The organism is Mesorhizobium sp. L103C105A0 (assembly GCF_000502215.1).
Taxonomy (GTDB): Bacteria; Pseudomonadota; Alphaproteobacteria; order Rhizobiales; family Rhizobiaceae; genus Mesorhizobium.
In genome coordinates this window covers 405,070-429,887 of the sequence record NZ_AYXF01000004.1, presented here as the reverse complement: position 1 = coordinate 429,887, position 24,818 = coordinate 405,070, and the positions used below count along the sequence as shown (strand labels likewise).

At 64.0% G+C, this 24,818-nt stretch carries 19 protein-coding genes; 14 read left to right on the top strand and 5 right to left on the bottom strand.

The genetic code is table 11. The annotated features are described in order from the left end of the window. Positions 1–21: 21 nt before the first annotated feature. Positions 22–789: a L,D-transpeptidase gene (locus X727_RS149200; RefSeq protein ID WP_023668871.1), complete on the bottom strand. Its 768-nt coding sequence runs from the start codon at positions 787–789 to the stop codon at positions 22–24. 229 nt (positions 790–1,018) lie between these two features. Between X727_RS149200 and X727_RS149205 the strand changes: the two genes are divergently transcribed. The 3 genes from X727_RS149205 (at position 1,019) to xylB (ending at position 4,528) form a co-directional block, all read left to right on the top strand. Continuing rightward, on the top strand, positions 1,019–1,642 hold the full coding sequence (locus X727_RS149205) for a LysE family translocator (RefSeq protein WP_023834410.1): 624 nt from the start codon (positions 1,019–1,021) through the stop codon (positions 1,640–1,642). 24 nt (positions 1,643–1,666) lie between these two features. Next, a complete protein-coding gene (locus X727_RS149210) occupies positions 1,667–2,992 on the top strand; it encodes a tetratricopeptide repeat protein (protein WP_023834409.1) in 1,326 nt (441 codons plus the stop codon). 81 nt (positions 2,993–3,073) lie between these two features. Then, positions 3,074–4,528 carry a xylulokinase gene (gene xylB, locus X727_RS149215; RefSeq protein WP_023834408.1) on the top strand — a complete coding sequence of 485 codons (1,455 nt, stop codon included), beginning with the start codon at positions 3,074–3,076 and terminating at the stop codon, positions 4,526–4,528. Positions 4,529–4,719: 191 nt separating this feature from the next. On the opposite strand, the gene X727_RS149220 is transcribed toward xylB, so the two are convergent. Further along, positions 4,720–5,082, bottom strand: coding sequence for a nuclear transport factor 2 family protein (locus tag X727_RS149220; protein ID WP_023834407.1), 363 nt, complete (start codon positions 5,080–5,082; stop codon positions 4,720–4,722). A 113-nt stretch (positions 5,083–5,195) separates the two neighbouring features. Here X727_RS149220 and xylA point away from each other — a divergent pair, with 113 nt between their 5' ends. Continuing rightward, positions 5,196–6,521, top strand: coding sequence for a xylose isomerase (xylA, locus tag X727_RS149225; RefSeq protein ID WP_023834406.1), 1,326 nt, complete (start codon positions 5,196–5,198; stop codon positions 6,519–6,521). A 205-nt stretch (positions 6,522–6,726) separates the two neighbouring features. Then, entirely contained in the window at positions 6,727–6,930 is a 204-nt protein-coding gene (locus tag X727_RS149230; RefSeq protein WP_023668865.1) for a hypothetical protein, read from the top strand. Between the two features lie 61 nt (positions 6,931–6,991). Here X727_RS149230 and X727_RS149235 read toward each other — a convergent pair whose 3' ends face one another. After that, a complete protein-coding gene (locus X727_RS149235; RefSeq protein ID WP_023834405.1) occupies positions 6,992–7,972 on the bottom strand; it encodes a GlxA family transcriptional regulator in 981 nt (326 codons plus the stop codon). Between the two features lie 76 nt (positions 7,973–8,048). Between X727_RS149235 and X727_RS149240 the strand changes: the two genes are divergently transcribed. The 7 genes from X727_RS149240 (at position 8,049) to X727_RS149270 (ending at position 15,804) form a co-directional block, all read left to right on the top strand. Continuing rightward, on the top strand, positions 8,049–8,972 hold the full coding sequence (locus X727_RS149240) for a 3-keto-5-aminohexanoate cleavage protein (protein WP_023834404.1): 924 nt from the start codon (positions 8,049–8,051) through the stop codon (positions 8,970–8,972). A gap of 14 nt (positions 8,973–8,986) precedes the next feature. Continuing rightward, complete coding sequence (locus X727_RS149245; protein ID WP_023702512.1) at positions 8,987–9,610, top strand: HD domain-containing protein; 624 nt, start codon at positions 8,987–8,989, stop codon at positions 9,608–9,610. A gap of 2 nt (positions 9,611–9,612) precedes the next feature. Beyond that, positions 9,613–10,707: a 3-hydroxyacyl-CoA dehydrogenase NAD-binding domain-containing protein gene (locus X727_RS149250; protein WP_023834403.1), complete on the top strand. Its 1,095-nt coding sequence runs from the start codon at positions 9,613–9,615 to the stop codon at positions 10,705–10,707. 5 nt (positions 10,708–10,712) lie between these two features. Then, entirely contained in the window at positions 10,713–11,876 is a 1,164-nt protein-coding gene (locus X727_RS149255) for an acyl-CoA dehydrogenase (RefSeq protein ID WP_023684275.1), read from the top strand. A gap of 3 nt (positions 11,877–11,879) precedes the next feature. After that, positions 11,880–13,958, top strand: coding sequence for an acetate--CoA ligase family protein (locus X727_RS149260; protein WP_023834402.1), 2,079 nt, complete (start codon positions 11,880–11,882; stop codon positions 13,956–13,958). Continuing rightward, positions 13,951–14,733, top strand: coding sequence for a carnitinyl-CoA dehydratase (locus tag X727_RS149265; RefSeq protein WP_023711294.1), 783 nt, complete (start codon positions 13,951–13,953; stop codon positions 14,731–14,733). The genes X727_RS149260 and X727_RS149265 overlap by 8 nt, the downstream gene beginning before the upstream one ends. A gap of 135 nt (positions 14,734–14,868) precedes the next feature. Beyond that, entirely contained in the window at positions 14,869–15,804 is a 936-nt protein-coding gene (locus X727_RS149270; RefSeq protein ID WP_023742553.1) for an alpha/beta hydrolase, read from the top strand. Positions 15,805–15,810: 6 nt separating this feature from the next. Here X727_RS149270 and X727_RS149275 read toward each other — a convergent pair whose 3' ends face one another. Both X727_RS149275 and X727_RS149280 read right to left on the bottom strand, forming a co-directional pair. Next, positions 15,811–16,674, bottom strand: a complete 864-nt coding sequence (locus X727_RS149275; RefSeq protein ID WP_023834401.1) for a hypothetical protein — start codon at positions 16,672–16,674, stop codon at positions 15,811–15,813. A gap of 6 nt (positions 16,675–16,680) precedes the next feature. Further along, complete coding sequence (locus X727_RS149280; RefSeq protein ID WP_023834400.1) at positions 16,681–18,273, bottom strand: ABC transporter substrate-binding protein; 1,593 nt, start codon at positions 18,271–18,273, stop codon at positions 16,681–16,683. A gap of 202 nt (positions 18,274–18,475) precedes the next feature. On the opposite strand from X727_RS149280, the gene X727_RS149285 reads away from it, so the two are divergent. Both X727_RS149285 and X727_RS149290 read left to right on the top strand, forming a co-directional pair. Continuing rightward, positions 18,476–20,749, top strand: coding sequence for a hypothetical protein (locus tag X727_RS149285; protein ID WP_031204300.1), 2,274 nt, complete (start codon positions 18,476–18,478; stop codon positions 20,747–20,749). Positions 20,750–20,759: 10 nt separating this feature from the next. Continuing rightward, positions 20,760–24,617 (top strand): hypothetical protein, encoded by a 3,858-nt coding sequence (locus X727_RS149290; RefSeq protein WP_023834398.1) that lies wholly within the window; start codon positions 20,760–20,762, stop codon positions 24,615–24,617. The last annotated feature ends 201 nt before the right edge of the window (positions 24,618–24,818 follow it).

Below are 24,818 nucleotides of genomic sequence, written 5' to 3'. Positions count from 1 at the left end.
GCGCCAAACCGCCGCACAGGATCAGACGACCACGACCGGGTTCTTCTTGGAAACGCGGCTGTAGAGGTCGATGATATCCTGGTTGATCAGGCGCACGCAGCCCGACGACATCGCCTGGCCGATGCTCGCCCATTCCGGCGAACCGTGTATGCGGTAGCCGGTGTCCTTGCCGTCCTGGTAGATGTAAAGAGCGCGTGCGCCGAGCGGGTTGGTGAGGCCACCGGGCTGGCCGTTTTGCCACTTCACCAGTTCCGGCTTGCGCTGGATCATCTCCGGCGGCGGCGTCCAGGTCGGCCATTCCTTGCCGTACTGGATGTTGGCGCGGCCGGACCAGCGGAAGCCGTCCTTGCCGATGCCGACGCCGTAGCGGATGGCGTCGCCGCCCTCCTGCACCAGATAGAGCTTTCGCTCCTGCAGATGGACGACAATGGTGCCGGGCGCCTCGCCGGTCTCGTTGACGACGATCTGGCGGCGGAACTCCGGCTTGACCTTCTGATAGGGCACCGCCGGCACTTCGAAGCCGCCATCGTTGAGCGAAGCGTACATGACATCGGGGCCGGTGACGTTCTTGTCGACGCTGATCGCCGGACGGATCGGCCGCACCGAGCCGGTGACCGTGTCATCCAGCTGGAATTGCGGCAGCTCGAGCGTCGAAGTGCTGCAGCCGGCCATGCCGAGCAGCGTCATGGCGCCGGCCCCTGACAGGACGAAGCGGCGGGAATAGAGATGTTCGGTCTCGTTTGCGTCGCCATTTGCTGGCGGCGTCACATTCTGCGGCAACTCACGCATGCACCCAAACCCTACGCTGTCGGCGGGAAACACGGTCCGGCCGGATAGCAGGCAGTTTCGCCAAACATGGTTGAAAAAGGGTGAAGGCCCAACGACCGGTCTTAAGCCTGTGCCGCCAATAGCCGCAGCGATCTGGCGAAATGGTCCGCCGTGCATTTTTGGGAGAGGGCTCTTTACATTCCTCCGCACACGAGGATTTATCCTTTTCTTTGCGCTCAAGGAGACAAAGATGTCGTTCGAAAACTGGGCCGCCTTCACCGCCGCCTCCACCGTTCTGCTCATCATTCCCGGCCCGACCATTCTTCTGGTCGTGTCCTATGCGCTGGGCCAGGGCTGGCGCACTGCCTTGCCGATGGCCGTCGGCGTGGCGCTGGGCGACTTCACCGCCATGACCCTGTCGATGCTGGGCATCGGCGCGCTGCTGGCCGCGTCGGCGACCGTGTTCACCATTCTGAAGCTGATCGGCGCCTGCTATCTGATCTATCTCGGGGTAAAACTGTTTCGCGCCGGCGGCGCGCTCAAAGCCGAACCACGCACAGATGCCGTCTCGGCCGCCAAGATGATGGCGCACGCCTGGCTGGTCACCGCACTCAACCCGAAGAGCATCACGTTCTTTGTCGCCTTCCTGCCGCAGTTCCTCAATCGGGAAGCCGATTTCTGGACACAGATGCTGATCTTCGAAACGACCTTCCTGGCGCTCGCCTTCGCCAATGCCTTCGGCTACGCGCTGATTGCGGCGCGCGCCCGCAACGTCGTACGCAACCCCAAGGCGATCCGCATCTTCAACCGCACCGGCGGCACGCTGCTGGTCGGCGCCGGGATCGCCACGGTGGCGATGCGCTCGGGCCATTAGGAACTGCGGAGCATCAGGGCCGATATGGCAGTAAGAGATCCATTCGGCCTAATGTTTTCGGGCGCGACCGAGGCCGGGTTTTCACCCTACAGCCAGGCCGTTCATGAATTGCAATGCTTCGTCGGCGACCCGGTCGGCTCCGTTGACCGCGCCATATCGGCGGATCCCGGTTTCGTCATGGCGCATGTCTTCAAGGGGTATCTGTTCGGCCTCGCCACCGAACGCGAGGCAACGGCGGTCGCCCAGGCATGCCATGCTGCGGCACTGCCGCTTGCCGCGACGCCGCGCGAACAGGCGCATGTGGCGGCCCTTGGCCACCTTGCCGAGGGACGCTGGCATGACGCCGCGCGCCTGCTCGAAGATATCGCCATCGACAACCCGCTCGACGCGGTGGCGTTGCAGGTCGGCCACCAGATCGACTTCTTCACCGGCAATGCCCGCATGCTGCGCGACCGTATCGGCCGCGCGCTACCGTCATGGCAGAGCGGCATGCCAGGTTATCACGCCATTCTCGGTATGCAGGCCTTCGGTCTCGAGGAGATGGGCGACTATGTCAGAGCCGAAAGTTTCGGCCGACAGGCGATCGAGATCGAGCCGCGAGACGGCTGGGCGCAGCACGCGGTCGCCCATGTCATGGAGATGCAGAGCCGGCAACGGGACGGCATCGCCTGGATGCGCGCCAATCCCGAGGCGTGGACCAAAGAGAGCTTCCTGCAGGTGCATAATTGGTGGCATCTGGCGCTGTTCCACTACGATCTCGGCGAGACCGACGAGGTGCTCAAACTCTATGACGGGCCGATCTATGGCGAGCGTTCGACGCTGGCGCTGAACATGGTCGATGCATCCGCGATCCTGTGGCGGCTTTATCTCGGCGGTGTCGATGTCGGCGACCGCTGGGCAGCGCTCGCCGCCAACTGGGCGCCAAAGGCTGGAGCCGGCAATTACGCCTTCAACGATGCGCATGCGATGATGGCATTCGTCGGCGCCGGGCTCGAAGCGTCGGCCAAGATCTTGCTCGAAGCCCAGCACGAGGCGATGCGCGGCAGCGACGACAATGCCGCCTTTACCCGGGATGTCGGCCAGCCACTGACGGAAGGCATCAAGGCATTCGGCGAGGGCAATTACAGCGAAGCGGTGCGCCTGATCCGACCGATCCGCGCCATTGCCCATCGCTTTGGCGGCAGCCACGCCCAGCGCGATGTGATTGATCTCACGCTGATCGAGGCGGCGTTGCGCGCCGGCGACACGGCGCTTGCCTGGGCGTTGACCGCCGAGCGCGCACTGGTCCGGCCGGACAGTCCGCTGTCGGCGCTGTTTTCGCAACGCGCCGCCAATTTGTCAGAGAATTGACCCGCGGCGGATCTTGTTTTAAAAACTGGCAAGCCAGATTTTTTCGAGACCCGAAAAAATTAATGGCAATGGGAGGAATGCATGTATCTCGGCCTCGATCTCGGCACGTCGGGCGTCAAGGCGCTGTTGATCGGTGCCGGGCAGAAGATCATCGGCTCCGGCCATGCTTCGCTTGACGTATCGCGGCCGCATCCCGGCTGGTCCGAACAAAACCCCGCCGACTGGATCCGCGCCTGCGAGACGGCCATCGCCGAGCTGAAAACCTCGCACCCGAAAGAGCTTGCCGCGGTCAAGGGCATCGGCCTTTCCGGCCATATGCACGGCGCCACCTTGCTCGATGCCGGCGACCAGGTGCTGCGCCCCTGCATCCTGTGGAACGATACGCGCAGCCACGCTGAGGCCGCGGCGCTCGATGCAGACCCGCGCTTTCGCCGACTCACCGGCAACATCGTCTTCCCCGGCTTCACGGGGCCGAAACTCGCCTGGGTGAAGAACAATGAGCCTGCCGTCTTCGCCAAAGTGGCGAAGGTGCTTTTGCCGAAGGATTACCTGCGGCTCTGGCTGACCGGCGAGCATATCTCAGAAATGTCCGACTCGGCCGGCACCTCCTGGCTCGATGTCGGCAAACGGCGCTGGTCCCCCGAGTTGCTTGCGGCGACATCGCTCGACGAAAGGCAGATGCCGTCGCTGGTCGAAGGCACGGAGAAGGCTGGAGCCTTGCGCGCCGAACTGGCCGCCAGCTGGGGCATAGCATCGGGCACCCCGGTTGCCGGCGGCGCCGGCGACAATGCTGCTTCGGCCTGCGGCATGGGCACGGTCGGCGCCGGCCACGCCTTCGTGTCGCTGGGCACATCCGGCGTGCTGTTTGCCGCCAACGCTTCCTACCTGCCCAATCCGGCAAGTGCGGTCCACACCTTCTGCCATGCGCTGCCCAACACCTGGCACCAGATGGGGGTCATCCTGTCTGCGACCGACTCGCTGAACTGGCTGTCGGAGATTTCAGGCAAGAAGGCCGGCGAATTGACCGCCGAACTTGGCGATGTGCTGAAAGCGCCGAGCGGGGTGTCGTTCCTGCCCTATCTCTCGGGCGAGCGCACGCCGCACAATGATTCCGCCATTCGTGGGTCCTTCACCGGACTGGCGCATGAGTCGAGCCGCGCGGTGCTGACGCAAGCCGTGCTCGAGGGCGTTGCCTTCGCATTCCGCGACAGTCTCGAAGCCCTGAAGACCGCCGGCACGATCTTGACGCGGGTAACTGCGATCGGCGGCGGCTCGCGCTCGCGCTACTGGCTGAAGGCGATCGCTACGGCGCTGCAGGTGCCCGTGGACATTCCGGCCGACGGCGATTTCGGTGCTGCCTTTGGCGCGGCGAGGCTTGGTCTGATCGCGGCGACAGGGGCTGATCCGCTGGCGGTGTGCACGGCGCCAAGGACGGATGCGACGATCGAACCGGATGTCCCGCTTGGCGGGGCGTATGCCGATGCCTATCAGCGCTACCGGGCGCTGTATCCGGCGATCAAGGGCGCCATGGCGTGAGTGAGCGGGAGGCACCCCCCTCTGCCCTGCCGGGCATCTTCCCCGCAAGGGGGGAGATCGGCAGCGTCGGCGGGTATGCCAGTCTTGTAAGGTGGGTGATTAGCGAAGGCGTGGATGCCAGCCAATCTCCCCCCTTGCGGGGGAGATGCCCGGCAGGGCAGAGGGGGGTGTCTCGCGCCACCCTTAATCGATCACTGCGCCGGCACCTTGTCCAGAAACCCGGTGACGCTCTTCAGGCGCCCATTTTCGATAACACCGATATCGGTGCCTTCGATAACCGACGGCACGCCTTCCGGCCCAAGATTCCACGAGAAGCGGATGCGGTCGCCAAACCCGTCCGGCTGGCCCCTCAGCGAGAACCGGAAGCCGGCGAAGCGCTGCTGTACGCCGTCGATCAGCTTGGCAACGCCGGCATGGCCGTCGCCTTGCATGAGCGGATCGCGGTAGCTGACGTCTTCGGTGAAAGTGGCCTTGAGCAGTTCGGCACGGCGATCCGCATCGGCCTCGTTCCAGGCGGTGATGTAGTTCTCGGCGATCGTGTTGAGGTCGGTCATGGTCTGTCTCCTTCGTTGAGTGGCTTTGACACGAGCCTTTTCACCCCAAGCGAGAGCGAAACCAATTACGCCTGAGGTAATCAGGGCGAACTATTCGAGAGAGGACAGAAATCATGAGCAGCGGATTTTTCGGCGACATCAAAGCGATCAAGTATGAGGGGCCGGATTCGACCAATCCGCTGGCCTACCGCTTCTACAATCCCGACGAGGTGGTGGCCGGCAAACGGCTGGAAGACCATCTGCGCTTCGCCGTCGCCTACTGGCATTCTTTCGCTTGGCCGGGCGGCGATCCCTTTGGCGGCCAGACCTTCGACCGGCCCTGGTTTCCCAAGGCTGGCGGCATCGACACGATGGAGCTGGCCAAGCTGAAAGCTGACGTCGCCTTCGAGATGTTCTCGCTGCTCGGCGCCCCCTATTTCTGCTTCCACGACGCCGACGTGCGGCCGGAAGGCAAGGATTTCTCCGAAAGTGCCGCGCGGCTCGACGAGATCGCCGACTATTTTGCCGCCAAGATGAAGAAGACCGGCGTCAAACTGCTCTGGGGCACGGCCAACCTGTTCTCCAACCGCCGCTTCATGTCGGGCGCCGCCACCAATCCCGATCCGGATGTCTTCGCCTATGCGGCGGCGACGGTGAAAAGCTGCATCGACGTCACCAAGCGGCTGAAGGGCGAGAATTATGTACTGTGGGGCGGGCGCGAGGGCTATGAAACGCTGCTCAACACCGATCTTGCCCGCGAGCAGGAGCAGGCCGGGCGCTTCCTCAATCTCGTCGTCGATTACAAGCACAAGATTGGCTTCAAAGGCACGATCCTGATCGAGCCGAAGCCGCAGGAGCCGACCAAGCATCAGTACGACTACGACGTTGCCACGGTCTACGGCTTCCTCAAGCGCTTCGGGCTGGAGAAGGAAGTGAAGCTGAACATCGAGCAGGGCCACGCGATTCTTGCCGGCCATTCCTTCGAGCACGAGCTGGCGCTGGCCAATGCGCTCGGCGTCTTCGGCTCGATCGACATGAACCGCAACGACTACCAGTCGGGCTGGGACACCGACCAGTTCCCCAACAATGTGCCCGAGATGGCGCTGGCCTATTACCAGGTGTTGCAGGCCGGCGGCTTCAAGACCGGCGGCACCAATTTCGACGCCAAGCTGCGCCGCCAGTCGCTCGACCCGCAGGACCTGCTGATCGGCCATATCGGCGGCATGGATTCCTGCGCACGAGGCCTCAAGGCAGCCGCCAAGATGGTCGAGGACAAGGCGCTGTCGGGTCCGCTGGCCGAGCGCTATGCCGGTTGGAACACGGCCGAGGGCAAGGCGATGCTGTCGGGCGAGCGCTCGCTGGAAGACATCGCCGAGCGCGTGGTGAAGAAGAAGATCGAGCCGCAGCCACGCTCCGGCCGCCAGGAGTTGCTGGAAAACATCGTCAACCGCTACGTCTGAGGGCGGAAAGCCGATTCGTTGTGCTCAAGGGTGGCTGGATAACATTCCGGCCGCCCCGGAATGGGGTTTGCGCAAGACCCTATCCGACGACAAGGGTTTGCCCTTTGGCGCCCCTCAATGACCTCGCTCTTGCCTTCAAACTGCCGTCACGTATCTCGTATAAGGATGCGGTTGTGGCGGGTGAAAAGGAAGGAGGCGAACCGATATGCAGCATGAACGCGAAATCGACGCCCTGCTCTCATCCGGCGAGACCGGATCGATCATCGACCGGCTGATGGCGCTGCCGCGGCCGACCGACAGCGTGAAAAACGAATGGGATCGTGCTGTCAGCAGCCGATTTGAAGTCCGTCTGGCGAGGCAGATGCGCTCGCAGATGGACGCCGGCAGCGATCGACAGAACGCAGCCTGATCTCCCTTTGTCTGTGCATGTCGTAATCCTAAAACCGCGACACACTTTTGGGCGACATGCATCAACCTCGGCGCAGCCTGACCGGGGCTTCGCCGAACGCTCTTGAAAACGCTCTGGAAAATGCCGCGGCGGACGAGAACCCCGTCCGCCCGGCAATATCCGCCATGGCGATCCGCGTGTCGACCACCAGCCGCCGCGCCGCGCCCAGCCGCAGCCTGAGATAATATGCGCCCGGCGTCTCGCCGATCGACTTGCGAAAAATGCTCTCCAATGTCCGCGCCGTCACCCCGGCGCGTTTTGCCACCGCGTCGATGGTCAGCGGCTGGTCGACATGCGATTCCATCAGCCGGATAGCCTGCGCCAGACGCGGGTCGTAGCCGTCGAGCCGGCCGAGCGAGACCAGCGGCTGCGCGTCGGTCGCGGCACGCGCCTGGTCGTAGATGAAGACGCTGGCGACATCGAGCGCGACGGCCATGCCAAGCCGGGTGCGGATCAGATGCAGCATCAGGTCGAAGGTCGGCGACGCCCCGCCCGAGGTGAACACCGGTCCGTCGATGACGTAGCGGTCCGGACGCACGTCGACGCCGGGAAAGGCGGAGGAAAAATCCTCCATGTCTTCCCAATGGGTGGTGGCGCTGCGGCCTTCGAGGAGGCCGGCGCGCGCCACCAGCCATGTGCCGGCCTCGATGCCGCCGCAGGCGCGAGCCGCGCGGGCCGCTCGCCGTAATCCGGAAAGCAGAGCCGATGTCGCGTAATTCTGGGTGCCGAAGCCGGCGACGACGACAAGCACGTCGGTCGGCTCGGCCGCATCGAAGCGGCCCCTGACCGCCACCGGCAGGCCGCATGTGGTGACCGGCGCCTCGCCGGTGACCGAGACCAGTTTGAAATCGAACAGCGTCTCGCCGGAAATGCGATTGGCGGCGCGCAGCGGGTCGACGGCCGACGCCACGCACATGATGGACGAGCCTGAAAACACCAGCAGCATCACCTTGAGCGGCGATCGCTCGGCGCGAAAGATGGTCGGTTTTTCGCTTTTGATCATGAGAGCTTCGTAAATCGCAAAACAGTTTCCGGCAAGTCGGGCATTGTTGGGTCTGTTTCTATGGGAGGAGATGTCCATGCCGCTCGCGATGAACCGTGAGGTTTTCATTACCTGTGCCGTGACCGGGTCCGGCGGCTCGCAGGACCGCTCCCCGCATGTGCCACGCTCGCCCAAGCAGATCGCCGATTCTGCCATCGACGCGGCCAAGGCCGGTGCCGCCATCGTCCACTGCCATGTCCGCGACCCCGAGACCGGCAAGCCGCGCCGCGATGTCCATCTCTACCGCGAAGTGACGGACCGCATCCGCGCGGCAGAAGTCGATGTGATCCTGAACCTGACCGCCGGGATGGGCGGCGACATGGTGTTCGGCTCACCGGAAGCGCCGCTGCCGCTCAATGAAAAAGGCACCGACATGGGCGGCGCCACCAACCGCATGGAACATGTGCGCCAGTGCCTGCCGGAAATCTGCACGCTGGATTGCGGCACCATGAACTTCGCCGAGGCCGATTATGTCATGACCAACACGCCCGGCATGCTGCGCGCAATGGGCGGCATGATGACGGCGCTCGGCGTCAAGCCGGAGATCGAAGCTTTTGATACCGGCCACCTCTGGTTCGCCAAGCAGCTGGTCGAAGAAAAGGTCTTGAATCCCGACGCGCTGGTGCAGCTCTGCATGGGTGTGCCGTGGGGGGCGCCGGACGACCTCAACACCTTCATGGCCATGGTCAACAACGTGCCGTCGAACTGGAACTGGTCGGCCTTCGCCATCGGCCGCAACCAGATGGCCTATGCAGCCGCTGCAGTGCTCGCCGGCGGCAATGTCCGCGTCGGTCTCGAAGACAATCTCTGGCTCGACAAGGGCGTGCTCGCCACCAATGCGCAACTCGTCGAGCGCGCCGCCAACATCGTCACCAATCTCGGCGCCAGGATCCTTGGGCCGGAAGAAGTGCGCAGGAAGCTCAACCTCACCAAGCGGGCGCCGATCGCAGCGGCTGCTTAAAACGGGAGCGGATCATGGCTACCGTCAAATTCACTGCGATGAAGGATGGCGACAGGCAAGACTATGAGTTCCTGACCGCCCATGAGATCGACTATGCCGCCAGGACCGGCGAGCGGCTGCTCGACGCATTGGTGCAGCTCGACGAGGGCCTGTCTGGCTACAAGATCACCCGGCTCGGCCATTCGCTGCAGGCGGCGACACGTGCGTGGCGCGACGGCGCCGACACCGACTGGATCGCCTGCGCGCTGCTGCACGACATCGGCGACATCTACGCACCGTACAATCACGACGAATACGCCGCTTCGATCCTGAAGCCTTTCGTGCGCGAGCAATGCACCTGGGTGGTGGAAAAGCACGGCGACTTCCAGCGGCTCTATTACGCGCATCATCTCGGCGGCAACCGCCATGCTCGCGACCGCTTCGCCGGCCATGCCTATTTCGACGATTGCGACCAGTTTTGCGAACGCTGGGACCAGTCGAGCTTCGACCCGGACTACGACACGCTGCCGATCGAATTCTTCCGGCCCTTCGTGCTCGAAGTCTTCGCCCGCAAGGCCTACGACCCCTCCGTGATCCGCGTTGGCGAGCGCGTGCCTCTCATCGACCCTCAAACCGCCAAGACAAAAACCGGAGCCTGACCATGAGCATCATCAACAAGGCAGCCGCCATTGGCGGCGGTGTCATCGGCGCCGGTTGGGTGGCGCGGTTGCTGCTCAACGGCATCGATGTGTCGATCTTCGATCCGGACCTGGAAGCGTCGCGCAAGGTCTCGGAAGTGATGAAGGGCGCGCGCCGCGCCTACAGGCAGATGGTTCCCGGCGGCCTGCCCAGGGAAGGCAGACTGACCTTTGCCAAGACCATCGCCGAGGCGGTGGCCGATGCCGATTTCATCCAGGAGAGCGTGCCGGAGCGGCTCGACCTCAAACACCGCGTACTGGCCGAGATCGATCTCTACGCGCCGGCCAACGCCATTGTCGGCTCGTCCACCTCGGGCATCAAGCCGACCGACATGCAGGTGGCGATGAAGAAGCATCCGGAGCGTCTGGTTGTCGGACATCCCTTCAACCCGGTCTACCTGCTGCCGCTGGTCGAGATCGTCGGCGGCGAGCAGACGTTCCCCGAAGCGATCGAGGTTGCCAAGGAAATCTATGCCTCGATCGGCATGAAGCCGGTGGTGATCCGCAAGGAGATCGAGGCCTTTGTCGGCGACCGCCTGCTGGAGGCGGCCTGGCGCGAGGCGCTGTGGCTGATCAAGGACGGCATCTGCACGGTCGAGGAACTCGACGACATCATGCGCTATGGCTTCGGCCTGCGCTGGGCGCAGATGGGCATGTTCCAGGTCTACCGCGTCGCCGGCGGCGAGGCAGGCATGCGCCACTTTATGGCGCAGTTCGGGCCGTGCCTGAAATGGCCGTGGACCAAGCTGATGGACGTGCCGGAGTTCAACGACGAGCTGGTCGATCTGATCGCCACCCAGTCGGACGACCAGGCGCATGGCCTGTCGATCCGTGAGCTGGAAAAGATCCGCGACGACAATCTGGTCGCGATCATGGATGCTCTGTCGAAACAGAACAAAGGCAAGGGCTGGGGCGCCGGCGCCTTGCACAAGGACTATACCAGGCAGTTGGCCAAGCTGGCGGCGAAGAAGCCGGCCGCATCCAGGGCCGCAGAAAAGGCCAAGGCATCGAAGCCGGTGAAGAAGGCGGAAAAGCCGAAGAAAAAGAAGAAGGGCTGAGGACCATGGATTTCGGTCTTTCGGAGGAACAGAAGCTCATCGTCGAGACGACGCGCGCGTTCGTCGAGAATGAGCTTTACCCGCATGAACGCGAGGTCGAGCGCACCGGCGTGCTGCGCCGCGAGTTGATCGAGGAGATCAAGGTCAAGGCAATCGAAGCGGGGCTCTATGCGGCCAACATGCCGGCCGATGTCGGTGGCGCCGGCCTCGATACGGTGACCTGGCTGCTCTACGAGAAGGAACTCGGCCGCGCCAACTACGCGCTGCACTGGACCTGCGTCGCGCGCCCCTCCAACATCCTGCTCGCCGGCACGCCCGAGCAGCGCGAAAAGTACCTGTTCCCGTGCATCCGCGGCGAGAAGTGGGACTGCCTGGCGATGACCGAGCCCGGCGCCGGCTCCGACCTGCGAGGCATGAAGGCGACCGCGGTGCAGGACGGCGACGACTGGGTCCTTAACGGTACCAAGCATTTCATCTCCCATGCCGATCTTGCCGATTTCGCGATTTGTTTCATGGCTTCGGGCGAGGAAGAAACGCCGCGCGGCAAGCGCAAGAAGATCACCGCCTTCTTCGTCGACAAGGGCACCAAGGGGTTCACCGTGCGCGACGGCTACCGTAACGTCTCGCACCGCGGCTACACCAACGCCATCCTCGAATTCGACGATTGCCGCCTGCCGGCAAGCCAGGTGCTGGGTGAGGTCCACAAGGGCTTCGACGTCGCCAATTCCTGGCTCGGCGCCACGCGCCTGCAGGTCGGCGCCACCTGTCTCGGCCGCGCCGAGCGGGCACTCGGCCACGCCATCGAATACTCGGCGCAACGCCAGCAGTTCGGCCAGCAGATCGGCAAGTTCCAGGGCGTGTCGTTCAAGCTCGCCGACATGGCGACGGAATTGAAGGCGGCGGACCTGATGGTGTTCGAAGCCGGCTGGAAGTACGATCAGGGCACCGTCACCGACCAGGACATGGCCATGGCGAAGCTGAAGGCTACCGAAATGCTCGCCTTTGTTGCCGACGAAGCAATCCAGATCCATGGCGGCATGGGGCTGATGGATGACCTGCCGCTGGAGCGCATCTGGCGCGACGCCCGCGTCGAGCGCATCTGGGAAGGCACGTCGGAAATCCAGCGCCACATCATTTCGCGGGCGCTGCTGCGCCCGTTCGGGGCATAAACCATGCATAAGCTTGAACGTCTCCTGCGTCCAAAATCCATCGCCGTGTTCGGCGGGGCGCAGGCCGCTGCCGTCGTCGCGCAATCGATCAAGATGGGCTTTGCCGGCGAAATCTGGCCGGTGCATCCGAACAAGGACGAGGTCGCCGGCCGCAAGGCCTATCGCTCGGTCGCCGACCTTCCCGACGCGCCGGACGCTGCCTTTGTCGGCGTCAACCGGCATCTCACCATCGAGGTAATCAAGGCGCTGGCTGAGCGCGGCGCCGGCGGCGCCGTCTGTTTTGCCGCGGGCTTTCTTGAGACCGAGGCCTATGACGATGACGGCGAGCGGCTGCAGGCCGAACTGGTGGCTGCCGCGGGCCAGATGCCGATCATCGGGCCGAACTGCTACGGCCTGATCAACTATGCCGATGGCGCGCTGCTATGGCCCGACCAGCATGGCGGCATCAGGCTGCCCGAAGGCGCCAAGGGCGTCGCCATCATCACCCAGTCCTCCAACATCGCCATCAACATGACGATGCAGAAGCGCGGCCTGCCGATCGCCTTCCTGATGACCGCCGGCAACCAGGCGCAGACCGGCCTCTCCGAAATGGCGCTCGGCCTGATCGAGGACGAGCGCGTCACCTCGCTCGGCCTGCACATCGAAGCCTTCGATTCGGTAGCCGGCTTCGAGAAGCTGGCGGCGCGGGCGCGCGAACTGAAGAAGCCGATCATCGCCATGAAGGTCGGTCGCTCCGAACAGGCGCGGCAGGCGACGGTCTCGCACACGGCATCGCTGGCTGGCTCGGACGCTGCCTCGGGCGCATTCCTGCGGCGGCTCGGCATTGCCCGCGTCGATTCCATCCCCGCCTTCATCGAGGCGCTGAAGCTGCTGCATGTCACCGGGCCGCTGCCCGGCTATCGTCTGTCGTCGATGAGCTGCTCCGGCGGCGAAGCCTCTGTCATGGCCGACAGCGCCGAAGGCCGCTGGGTCAATTTCCCGGAGCTCACCAGCAAGCACCGCGCCCATGTCAAATCGACGCTCGGGCCGCTGGTCGCGGTCGCCAACCCGTTGGACTATCACACCTTCATCTGGAACAACGAGCCGGCGATGACCGCAACCTTCACCGCCATGGTGTCGGGTGGCTTCGACCTCAACATGCTGGTGCTCGATTTCCCGCGCCCCGACCGCTGCTCGGTCACCGACTGGTGGGCGACGCTGCGCGCCTTCGAATCGGCGCTGAAGACCAACAAGGCGCATGGTGCGATCGTCTCCTCGCTGCCGGAGAACCTGCCGGAGGAATACACCGCCGAACTGATGGCGCGCGGCATGGTGCCGTTGTTCGGCATCTCCGAGGCCATGGATGCCGCAGGTGCGGCAGCCTTCATCGGCTGGGCCTGGGCCGAGCCGCAGGCGCAGTCTATCGACACGTCGGCTGCAGGTGCGGCCGGAGGTGACCATGTCACCCCTGACGAGGCCGAAGCCAAGGCGCGGTTGATCAAGGCCGGCTTGCCTGTGCCGAAGGCAGAACGTGCCGCCAATGCTGTCGAGGCCGTCATCTCATCGATGGCGCTCGGCTTCCCGGTGGCGCTGAAGGCGCTCGGAGTCACCCACAAATCGGAAGTCGGCGCGGTCAGGCTGAACCTCAAGGACGCCGAATCCGTGAGCACGGCGGCGCATGATCTGCTGCCGCTCGGCACCGGCCTCTATCTCGAGCGCATGGTGCGCGACGGCGTTGCCGAGTTGATCGTCGGCTTCACCCGCGATCCGATGTTCGGCGCGGTCATGACGCTGGGCACCGGAGGCGTGCTGGTCGAGCTGTTGCGCGACAGCGTCACGCTGATGCTGCCGGCGACGCGCGACGACATCGAGGCCGCCCTGCGTGGCCTCAAACTGTTTCCGCTGCTCGACGGCTATCGTGGCCGGCCCAAGGCCGATGTCGGCGCTGCCATCGACGCCATCGCGGGCATTGCCGGCTTCGTGCAGACGAATGCCGGAGAGATCGAGGAACTCGACATCAATCCGCTGATCGTCTGCGCCGAGGGCAAGGGCGCCTGGATCGCCGACGCGCTGCTGGTGCTGGGAGAGAAGAAGAATGTCTGACGTCATTTCCACCCGCCGCGAGGGCACCATCCTCGAGGTCACGCTCGACCGGCCCAAGGCCAACGCCATCGACCTCAAGACCTCGCGGCTGATGGGCGAGACCTTCAAGGCGTTCCGCGACGATCCCGGATTGCGCGTCGCCATCGTCAAGACCGCCGGCGACAAGTTCTTCTGCGCCGGCTGGGATTTGAAGGCAGCCGCCGGTGGCGACGCGGTCGACGGCGACTATGGCGTCGGCGGTTTTGCCGGCCTGCAGGAGCTGCGCGACATGAACAAGCCGATCATTGCCTGCGTCAACGGCATGGCGGTGGGCGGCGGCTTCGAGCTGGCGCTGTCCTGCGACCTCATTTTCGCCTCCGACCATTCCTCCTTCGCCCTGCCCGAAATCCGCGCCGGCACGCTGGCTGATGCCGCGACGATCAAGCTGCCCAAGCGCATTCCCTACCATGTCGCCATGGACCTTCTGCTCACCGGCCGCTGGATGGATGTGGCGGAAGCGCATCGCTGGGGCCTGGTCAACGAAGTGCTGCCCAAGGACAAGCTCGAGGAGCGCGTCTGGGAGATCGCAAGGCTGCTCGCCAGCGGCCCGCCGCTGGTGTTCGCCGCGATCAAGGAGACGGCGCGGGTGGCGGAGGCGCTGACCTTCCAGGACGCGATGAACCGCGTGACGCGCCGGCAATTGGCGACGGTCGATGCGCTTTATGGCTCGGAGGACAATATGGAAGGGTTCCGGGCTTTTGCGGAAAAGCGCGACCCGGTGTGGAAGGGGAAGTAGCCTCTTTACCCTCCCCTCGATGGGGAGGGTCGGACCGAAGGTCCGGGGTGGGGTGATGCGCCACCACCCCCCCCCCCCCCCCCNCCCGCCGCTTCGCGGCGACCTCCCCCATCAAGGGGGAGGTAAAGGAGCTGCATGACCGACTACAAAACCCTCATCGACGCCGAGACCTGGGCCTTCATCGAGAAGACCAACTCCTACTATCCTCCCGACACGATCGACTACACCATCGCCCAGCAGCGTGCGATCTATGACAGGATGTGCCGCGAGTTTTTTGCCGGCTATCCCGATGGCGTGACGGCGGAAACGACAATCATTGCCGCCCACGACATCCCGATCCGCATTTATCGCAGCACGACACCGGGCCATGCCGCGATGGTGCTTTACATCCATGGCGGCGGCTTCATCCTCGGTGGGCTGGACAGCCATGACGATGTCTGCGCCGAGCTGTGCGCCCGGACCGGCTTCGAAGTGGTCTCCATCGACTACCGGCTGGCGCCGGAGCATCTGCACCCGGCCGCCTTCGACGATGCGCTGCATGCCTTCGAATGGACGGCCTCAAACTACGACTGCCCTATTTTGCTCTGCGGCGACAGCGCCGGCGGCAATCTCTGCGCGGCTCTCGCCCACGCGACGCGCAGCCATGCCAAAAAGTCGATCGGCCAGGTGCTGATCTATCCCGGCCTCGGCGGCGACCGTTCGCAAGGCTCCTATTTGACGCATGCGGAAGCGCCGATGCTGACGGTGCGCGATCTCGACTTCTACAGGGATGTCCGCACCGGCGGCCTCGATGGGACCGGCGACATCACTTTGTATCCACTGGCCGACGCAGATTTCATCGGCCTGCCACCGACAGTGCTGATCACCGCGCAATGCGACCCGCTGTCGTCGGACGGCGAGGCCTATCGCGATCGCGTCCTCGCTGCCGGCGGCCATGCCGCCTGGTTCGAGGAGCCGGGACTGGTGCACGGCTATCTCCGGGCCAGGCACACGGTCGGCCGGGCCCGCGCCAGCTTCAACCGTATCGTCGAAGCGGTGTCGGTGCTGGGCAAGGGCGACTGGATCTGGTGATCCGGCTCAACCGCGGACAAAGGCGATCAGTTCCTCAGCCATGCGATCGTTGAATTCCCGACGAAAGCGGTTTTTCTTCAGCCATTCAGGGTTTGAGCCGACGGTCTTGTTGGCATCCACGACAACGCCTTTGCCATCGACAATGAAATAGTCGATGGCACCGAAGTCCAGGTTGAGCCGCTGCCGCACCGCCAGCACTTCCGGTGGCACGGCGCCGCCCACCTCATTGCTCAGGATTTTTGAGCCGGCGCACAACACATCGTCGTAGACCTGCCGCATGTTGACCTCGGCACCGAGCAGGAACATGTAGCGGTGCTTGACGATGGGCAGGTCGAGCGTATCGAAAGCGAACTTTTCCACCATCAGGCGATTGTTGCGCCATACATCCCGCGGAACCTCGCCGATCGTCTGGTAGACCTTATAGGGCGGGCACAGGCGGTCCTTGTAGCCGGGTTCGAAGAGCTTGCGGATAACATGCGCGCTCCTGGTCAGGCCGTTGCGATGCTGCCACCAGCGCTGCTCTGGTCGGCCCCTGGAGTTGAGGACCGTCTTGACGACAACCGGCCCCTCGTGGCTGTCGCCTGCCTCCAGCTTCAGTGTCGAATAAAGGTGCCGGTGGATGGACAGCGCGCGGCCATTGATGGTGCGGTCGTAGAGGTGGCCGAGATCGCGGTACGTTGGCAGCACGACTGTCAGGTCGACATGCAGAAAGGCCACCGGCGCCCGATCTCGGCCGGCCGGCCGGTCGAGCAGGCGCACTTTCAATCCAGCCTGTTCCAGGTAAGGCAGTAACTGCGCGATGCAATAGCTCCGCACCAGTCGGAAATTGCGCAGGCTCTCTACATAGACATCGAGATCGGCGGCAGACACCGAACGCTATTCCTTGATATCGACGCCCGAGAAATCGTGGTGATCAAAGGGGTCCATGACATAGCCCGTCACCTGTTCGCGCATCGGGATCGAGACCACGGAGTGGGCGATAGCGACCCACGGCATCTGCTCCCTGAAGATCGTTTGCGCCTGCGAATAGAGTTTTGCGCGGGCAGCGGGATCGACGATCCCGGCTGCCTGCTTGAGCAGATCGTCGAAGGCCGGAAAACACCAGTTGGCACGATTGGTGGTGCCGACGCCGGCACAGCCAAGCGGCACCGACAGGAAGTTATCGGGGTCGCCATTGTCGCCGGTGAAGCCGAACAGCATGGCGCCGTCGCGGTCGCGTGACTTCGAGCGGGCAAGGTATTCAGTCCACTCATACGTCACGACTTCCACGGTGACACCGATCTTTGCCAGGTCGGACTGGATCATTTCGGCCATACGCTGCGCATTCGGGTTATACGGACGCTGCACCGGCATCGCCCAGATCTTCATGTGCAGGTCTTTTACGCCGGCATCGGCGAGCCCCTGCCTGGCGGCAGCGGGGTCGAAGACATGATCGGGGCTCGTCTTGTCATAGGCCCAGGAGGTTGGCGGCAGCGGATTGCGTGCGACTTCGCCGGTGCCGCGGAACACGACGTCGACCAGCGCCTGCGTGTCGATGGCAATGGCGATCGCCTTCCTCACCCTTGGATCGTCGAAGGGCTTCTGCAAGGTGTTGAAGGCGAGGTATCCTGTGTTGAGGCCCTCCTGCCGCATGACCTTGATACCGGGTGTCGCCTTGATCGCGTCCAGGTCGGCCGGATTTGGATAGGGCATGAGATCGCATTCGCCGGCGCGCAGCTTTTCCATGCGAATGCTGGCATCGGTGGCAATGGCGAAGACGAGATCGTCGATCTTCGGCTTGCCGCGCCAGTAGTCCGGATTGGCCTTGTAGCGGATGACTGCATCCTGCTGGTAGTCGACAAGCTGGAACGGACCCGTCCCGACCGGCTTCAGCGCCAGGTCGAGAAGCCGCTTCTCTGCGACGAGCTTGTCGGCATATTCCTTGGAAACGACCGAAGCGAAATCCATCGCCAGGTCGGCAAGCATCGGCGAATGCGGCGCCTTCAGCGTCATCACCACAGTATGGTCGTCAAGCTTGCGCCAACCGGCGACAAGATCCGGCATGCCGATGCCGTCGAAGTAAATGTACTGGCGTTTGGCGTAATTGTTGAACGGGTTCTGCGCGTTGGCCTGCCGGTCGAAGGTGAACAGCACGTCATCGGCATTGAAGTCGCGACTAGGCGTAAAGCCCTCGACGCTGTGGAATTTCACGCCCTGCCGCAGGTGGAATGTGTAGGTGAGGCCATCGTCGGAAATCTCCCAGCTTTCGGCAAGGCCGGGGCGCACCTTGGTGGTGCCGGGCTCGAACTCGACCATGCGGTTGTAGAGAGCGGTGGCCGAGGCGTCGCGGGATCCGGAGGCGAGTGCGGGATCGAACGTATCGGGGCTAACCTCGGTGCAGTAGACCAAGGTCTTGGCTACGGATTGATGGACCTGCAACGCACATGGAAAAAGCGCCGCCAGCAAGAGAACGAAGTGCCTGCGTGTCATGATCCCCCCAGGGTTGGGAAGATGCTAGCAGAAGCCGGCACTGACGGTAAGTAAGCCGGCCGGTCTTTCGCGCGCCAAGACTGTTTTCCACCTTGAGTTGACACAAGGAATTAGCCGCGCCTCTGTGAAATGGCGGACAGACCCGGCCGCCGTTTTGCATGAACCTTTCCGCTTCAGCCTGCGACTGACGACCAGGCGCCGCATGGTGCGGGCCGGAAAGGATGCCCCCATGACCAGGACCCCAGAGGCTCCACGGTCTCCGGGACCAACGCAAGCTCAGCGCGACCACCGCCTTCGGGATGGAGTCGATGCGCTGGGCTTTCGGCTGATTCCGTTGACCCTGCGCAGGAGCAGGCGTATCGTGAAGATGAGGAAAGCAGACAATTCGATCAGGGACGAACGTGCCGGAACGCCGCGCCTTGCCCTGTTTCGCGCGGCCGGACCGGATGTTCCTCCCGAAAACTTCGGGGGGAGTTTTATGTCCTGCGATCGCGGCGCGTCCATGTCGTCTCCAAGCGGCGGTTTGCGCCGTTCGCTCCATCTGGCCGGCGGTTTGCTTGCCCTGGCGCTGAGCGCCACGCTCTGGTTGGACACAGCCGCCCAAGCGCAGGAAACCCAGATCATCTATCCGGGCTCGATGGCGGTCACCGGATTTTCCGGCACCGTCATTCCCAATTTCGACTCTGCCGATTCCGAAAGGGGGGGGCTGCCGCCCGGCGTCGACCCGGTCGACGAAACCTTCATCGACACGACGCGCGCCACCTTGCGCGTCTTCGACGTTTCGGCGCTCGGCGGACCGGCTTCCGGCCAGCTCGTCTACACACCGCCGCCCTTCGAGGTGACGGCCGAACAGATCGGCCAGGTGTTCGCCATCACCTATGATGACGGTGTGCGCGACGGCGTTCCCTCGGGCGTCCCCAACCTCTATGCCGGCGCTACCTCCCTGCACGGCATCCGTATCGTCACCCCGGACGAAGATGCCGACGGTCGGCCCGAGCGACAGCGCCGCGGAACCGCAGGCGCCGTCTTCATGGACGGCCAGTTCGGCACCGAAAGCGGTGGCGGTCCGGGCACGATCTGGAAGATCGACGGCATCACCGGCGCGGTCTCCAAATTCGCCGACATTGACACCAACAGCGGTTCCGGCATGGGCGACATCAGCTTCGACAGCAATCACCGCGAGTTCTTCGCCAGCGATCTCGACACCGGCCTCATCCACCGCCTCGATGCCAACGGCACGCTGATCGACACATTCGATCACGGCGTTGCCGGGCGGCCGGCGCATGGGCTGGCTCCCGTCGCTGATGACGGTGCGGTGATGGACATACAGGGTGCTGCCTTCGACTCGGAAGACCCCGACACATGGGGCTACACGCAGGACGAACGCCGCGTCTGGTCCGTCGCCTATCATGGCGGCCGGCTCTATTATTCGGTTGGCGAAAAGGCCGAGATCTGGTCGGTTGGCATTGCCCGCGATGGCAGCTTTGCCGGTGATCCGCGCTGGGAGCTGACGGTCAAGGCCGACAAGGGCTACGCCGTCACCGACATCGCCTTCGACAACCAGGGCTTCATGTATCTGGCGCAGCGCGGCCCGGTCGAGAATCGCTACGATTACAGCCAGTTCGCCGATTCCGGCAAGGGCGAGGTCATCCGCTACTGGCGCGAAAACCCGGACGATCCGGCGACGGAATCGGTCTGGGTGGAAGAGCCGCAGGAATATGCAGTCGGCTTCCCGCAAGGCAACCGGCAGTCGGCCGGTGGGCTCGACCTGCAATATGGCTATGACGCCGACGGCAATCTCGACACCGGCGTGTGCACCGACACGCTGGTCAACACCGGCGACAAGCTGCGCGACAACCCGACACTTGCCGACCAGCTCGCCGCCGGCGGGCCGCTTGCCGTGCACGGCGTGCAGATCACGCCGACGCCGTTGGTCAAGCCGGCCAACGTGCCGCCTTTCGGCTCGTGGTTCGTCGACTTCGACGGCTATTTCGAAGACCCAGAAGTGGAAGGCCATGTCGGCGACGTCGAGGTCTGGCACCCCTGCGACGGCCGTGCCGGCTATTATGAAGAGATCCCAGGCGGTTATCTGCCGCCGTTCTATCCGCCGGGCTTCCCACCGCCCGGCGATCTGCCTCCGTGCATCGATGTCGAGGATGTTCAGTTCTACTGCACGCCTCGCGGCCTCCAGGCCGACCTCTATCTCCATGACCATGCCGGCTTTGGCGGCGATTCGATCAAGGTCCAGCCTTCCAGTGAGACAAAGTCCAGGACACCAGGCGTCGGGGTGACCTCACCTCAGTCGCACGCGCCCGGCAAGCCTTACACGGTCGACATCACCGGCCATTCTCCGGGCGACAGAGTCGATGTTGGACTTTGCTTCTACAGGCAGTCCGACAAGGACAAGGGTGGCTACTACCCTTGCTGCAAGATGACTTTGCCGCTCAGAACCCCAGCCGTCAGCTGCGAACGTTGAGGAGGGGAAGATGAAAAATCTCGCACTTTCCCCGACCGCGAACAGCAGTCAATCCAACGTCATGGAGACCATCATGAAACCCCTGTCATATGCCAGGCGCGGCGCGCGCTGGCTGATGGCGGCCGGTATCGCGGTCGCCATGTTCACCCCTGTGGCAAGCCACGCCGAAGATGCAGTCCCGATCACTCCGGAACTGCGGCTCGACCTCGACAATTCAAAAATCGTCAATCCGAGGCCGGAACGGATCGTGCCGTTCTTCACCAAAACAGGCACACAGAGGAGCTGCGACTACGTCGTCTACTCCCTGAGCTTTGGCCTGCGCGGCGACTCGCAAGGCTTTGCCGACCCAAGCTTTTCGGCCAGGCTGAAGAAACTCCAACTCGACTTCAAGGATCAGCTTCCGCACGGTCTTGCGATCGTCAACGTCAACGTGTCCGGCGACGGCACGGATGCGTCTGGCGGACCGCTGCCGGGTGCGACAATCAGCACCTCGGCTAATCCGAACGATACGGCAACGGTTTCCGATTTCCGGATTTCCACCACCGATCTCGACGGCGCTGGGGCTGGCAATGAACGCGTCATCAATTTCAAGATCACCGCCAAGATCGACCATGCGGCGTTTCCTTCGCCGACCATCGTCGACAACCAGGGCATGATCAAGGTGACGCCGGGCGTCGGCACGGGGGCCATCATCCCGTCGCAGGATCCGGGCAAGCCCGACGACGGCGACTACAAGACCGGGGCCAAGACCTCGATCAAGATCGACCTCACCAACTGTGACAAGCGGCCTCCGCCTCCCGACCGGGAATGTTTCAAGGTGGAGCGCGGCACGGTCGATTGTGTGCAAGGCGGCGGCGCGTTCATCTACCACATGCCTGTCGGCCCGGAGATGGGCGGCAAATGGGTGCAGGTATCGACGACGACCCCAGGCATCACCATCATCCCCGACACGCAATTGGTGCCGGCGGGCGGCGGTGTGCTGAACTGGAAGATCGTCGGTGCATCGCCCGGCGACGTCATCCACCTCATCGTCACCGGCATCGAGACCTATGCCGGCCCGAAGGAGGGTTGGGGACTATGCTGCACGCAGACCATCGACATCGTCATCCCGCGTGACTTGAGATGTCCCCCCAAGGACAAGGAACCGGACCTCAAGGTCGAGAAACGCGCCGACGTGACGCGTTGCACGATGGGCGGCGGCTGCGACTTCACCATCAAGGTCACCAATGTCGGCGACGGGCCGTATCACGGCAAGATCGTGCTCGACGAGGTGACGCTGCCGGCCGGCTCGACTCTGGATTCAGGGCCCAACCCGCCCTGGGTATGCATGCCCGGCGTGACCCCGATGACGTGCACCTATCCGGTGACCACGCTCAATCCGGGGGCCTCCATCAACCTCAAGCTCGGCTTCAAGCCGGCGGGTGGTTGGCAAGGCAGCGCGTTGCGCAACTGCGCCACCTATAATTACGGCGCCAGCGGCAAGCCGCTGTTCGGCAGCCAGCAGAACGATCGCGGCTGTGCCTCGATCCCGATCTGCCGGCGTGGCGACCGCGACCGCGATTGCCGGCCCCCGGTCGACAAGAAGGTCGACTTGATCCTGAAGAAGCGTGCCCGCATCCCGGTCTGCACGCCCGACGGCATCTGCTACTTCGTGATCGACATCATCAACAATGGCAGCGTCCCCTATAATGGGCCGTTGACGGTTGTCGACAATTACCCGGGCGGCGCGCCGGCCTCTTCGACCTTCGGCCCGTCTCCGCCCTGGACATGCGGACCGAACGGTCCCGGCCAGTTCCGCTGCGACAATGCAAGCATCGTGCTGATGCCGGGCGCCTCGACGCCGATCGTCGTCAAGGCGGTCATGCCGGCCGGCTACCAGTCGGATTCGGTCGAGAACTGCGCGGCGCTGAAGCCCGTCCCCGGTGAGGTCGACCTCACCAACAACAAGGCCTGCGCCAAGGAACGCTTCCGTCATCCCAATGGCGGCAAGCCGACCCTACGCATCACCAAGGCCTGCAATGGCTCGCTCGCCGGTGCGGCGGTGGTTTCCTGCCGCATCACCGTCATCAGCCTTGGCACCGCTGCCCCCACCGGTCCGGTGCGGGTCAACGATGCTGCCACGCTGATATCGGGTGGCGCGCCGGTCCAGATCCAGACCGTCACACCCGACGGTGCGGAATGGGCCTGCGGAGCGGTTCCGGCCAATGCGCTGTCATGCCAGATACCCGGCGCCGCGATGACGCCCGGAACCTCCAGGCACTTCGACGTGACGGTCTTGGCCAATGGCGCGTTCGAGAACTGCGCACGCGGCTCATACGGCCCGGCCCCTGGAGACGACGTCGTCTACCCGATCGGCCAGGCCTGCGCCAAGGGCGGCGGCACGTCCACCATCAGCGTCAAGAAGACCGGCGATGCCGAGTGCCAGCCGGGGCAACCCTGCTCGTTCGAGATCACCATCACCAATGATGGCCAGACCGCCTTCTCCGGTCCGGTCCGCATCGGCGATGCGATCGGGGTGGACGGGCTGGGGCGGCTGCAAGGCGTCGCGATCACCGCAATCGAACCGCCCTTCGGCTGCTCGCCCGAACCGACGACCTTGCCGTTGACCTGCATTGCCAACCTGACGCTCGGCGCCGGGGAAAGCCATGTGCACAAGGTCACCGTGGTCCTTCCCGACGCTCCCCTGGTCAATCTGCGGGGCAACGTCAGCGGCCGGAACTGCGTCGGCGTCTTGTCTCCCGACACCAGGGTGCAAGGCGGCGGCGACGTACTGCCCGGCGACCTGACCAACGTCCAGGGCGATCGCGGCAAGGCCTATGCCTGCCATCCGTTCACCATCAAGCGCGAGGTGAAGAAGGAATGCTCGCCAGGCTTCGTCATGAACGATGCCGGCCGGTGCGTGTGTCCGGAAGGCACGACGTTCCGCAACGGCCAGTGCTCGCCCGACGGCGGCGTCATCATCCAGCCGAAGGATCCGAGGCCCTGCGTGCTGCTCAAGGGCCAGATCCGCACCGAGGATGGACGCTGTGTCTGCCCGCGCGGAACCGAGCTTGAGAACGGCGCTTGCGTCAAGACCGACAAGCCTGGCTGCACCATCCCCGGTTCGGTCCCGACGTCGGACGGCAATGGCTGCTACTGCCCGGAAGGTACGCATCTCGACCGACAGGCAAATGCCTGCGTGCGCGACAAGCAGAAGCCCGAGCAGTGCGGCATACGCGGCCAGGTTCATGACGCCGATGGCGATTGTGTCTGCCCGCGTGGGACAGAGGTGCGCAATGGAGCCTGCCGGCCGATCCGGCCAAAGCCTGAACAATGCTCGATCCGTGGTCAGATCCAAAACGCCAATGGCGATTGCGTCTGCCCGGACGGCACAGAAGTCAGGGGCAAGGTCTGCCGGCCGATCCGGCCGAAGCCCGAGCAGTGCTCGATCCGCGGCCAGGTCCACGACGCCAACGGCAATTGTGTCTGCCCGCGGGGTACCGAGGTGCAAGGCAATGCCTGCCGGCAGAAGAAGCCTGTGCTGGAACAGTGCGACATACGCGGCCAGGTGCACAACAAGCGCGGCGAGTGTGTTTGCCCGCGCGGCACCCAGGTGATCGACGGCGCATGCCGCAAGCCGAGGCCGCAGGTGGGAGACTGCGCCCCGGGCTCGCAGATGGTCGGCGGCCAGTGCGTGCCGATCATCAGGCGGCGCTGCCCCGAAGGCACGGTTGGTCGGTTCCCGAACTGCAGGGCGATCCGGCAGCAGCCGTCGCTCGATCCGACCCTGTTGCTCAATCCAGGTGTCCTTCAGCAGTTCATACCGAAGCGCACGCCGCAGACGCAGGTACAGCCGCAAAGGGATCCGGCGGCCAACTTCAAGCCATAGGATCTGATACGAGTCAAAATTCAGAACCCCGCCGGAGCGATTCGGCGGGTTTTTTTCGTCAGCGCGATCGGGGTCCGCCGCATCTCGTCGTTGAAATGCCGGTGCAATCTTCCTCGGACACCAGCAAGCCGCTGTCGCCCGACGGTCCCTCGATAAAGCCGTCCAGCGACGTCAGCATGGAAGAGACGGTCTTTCCCGTCT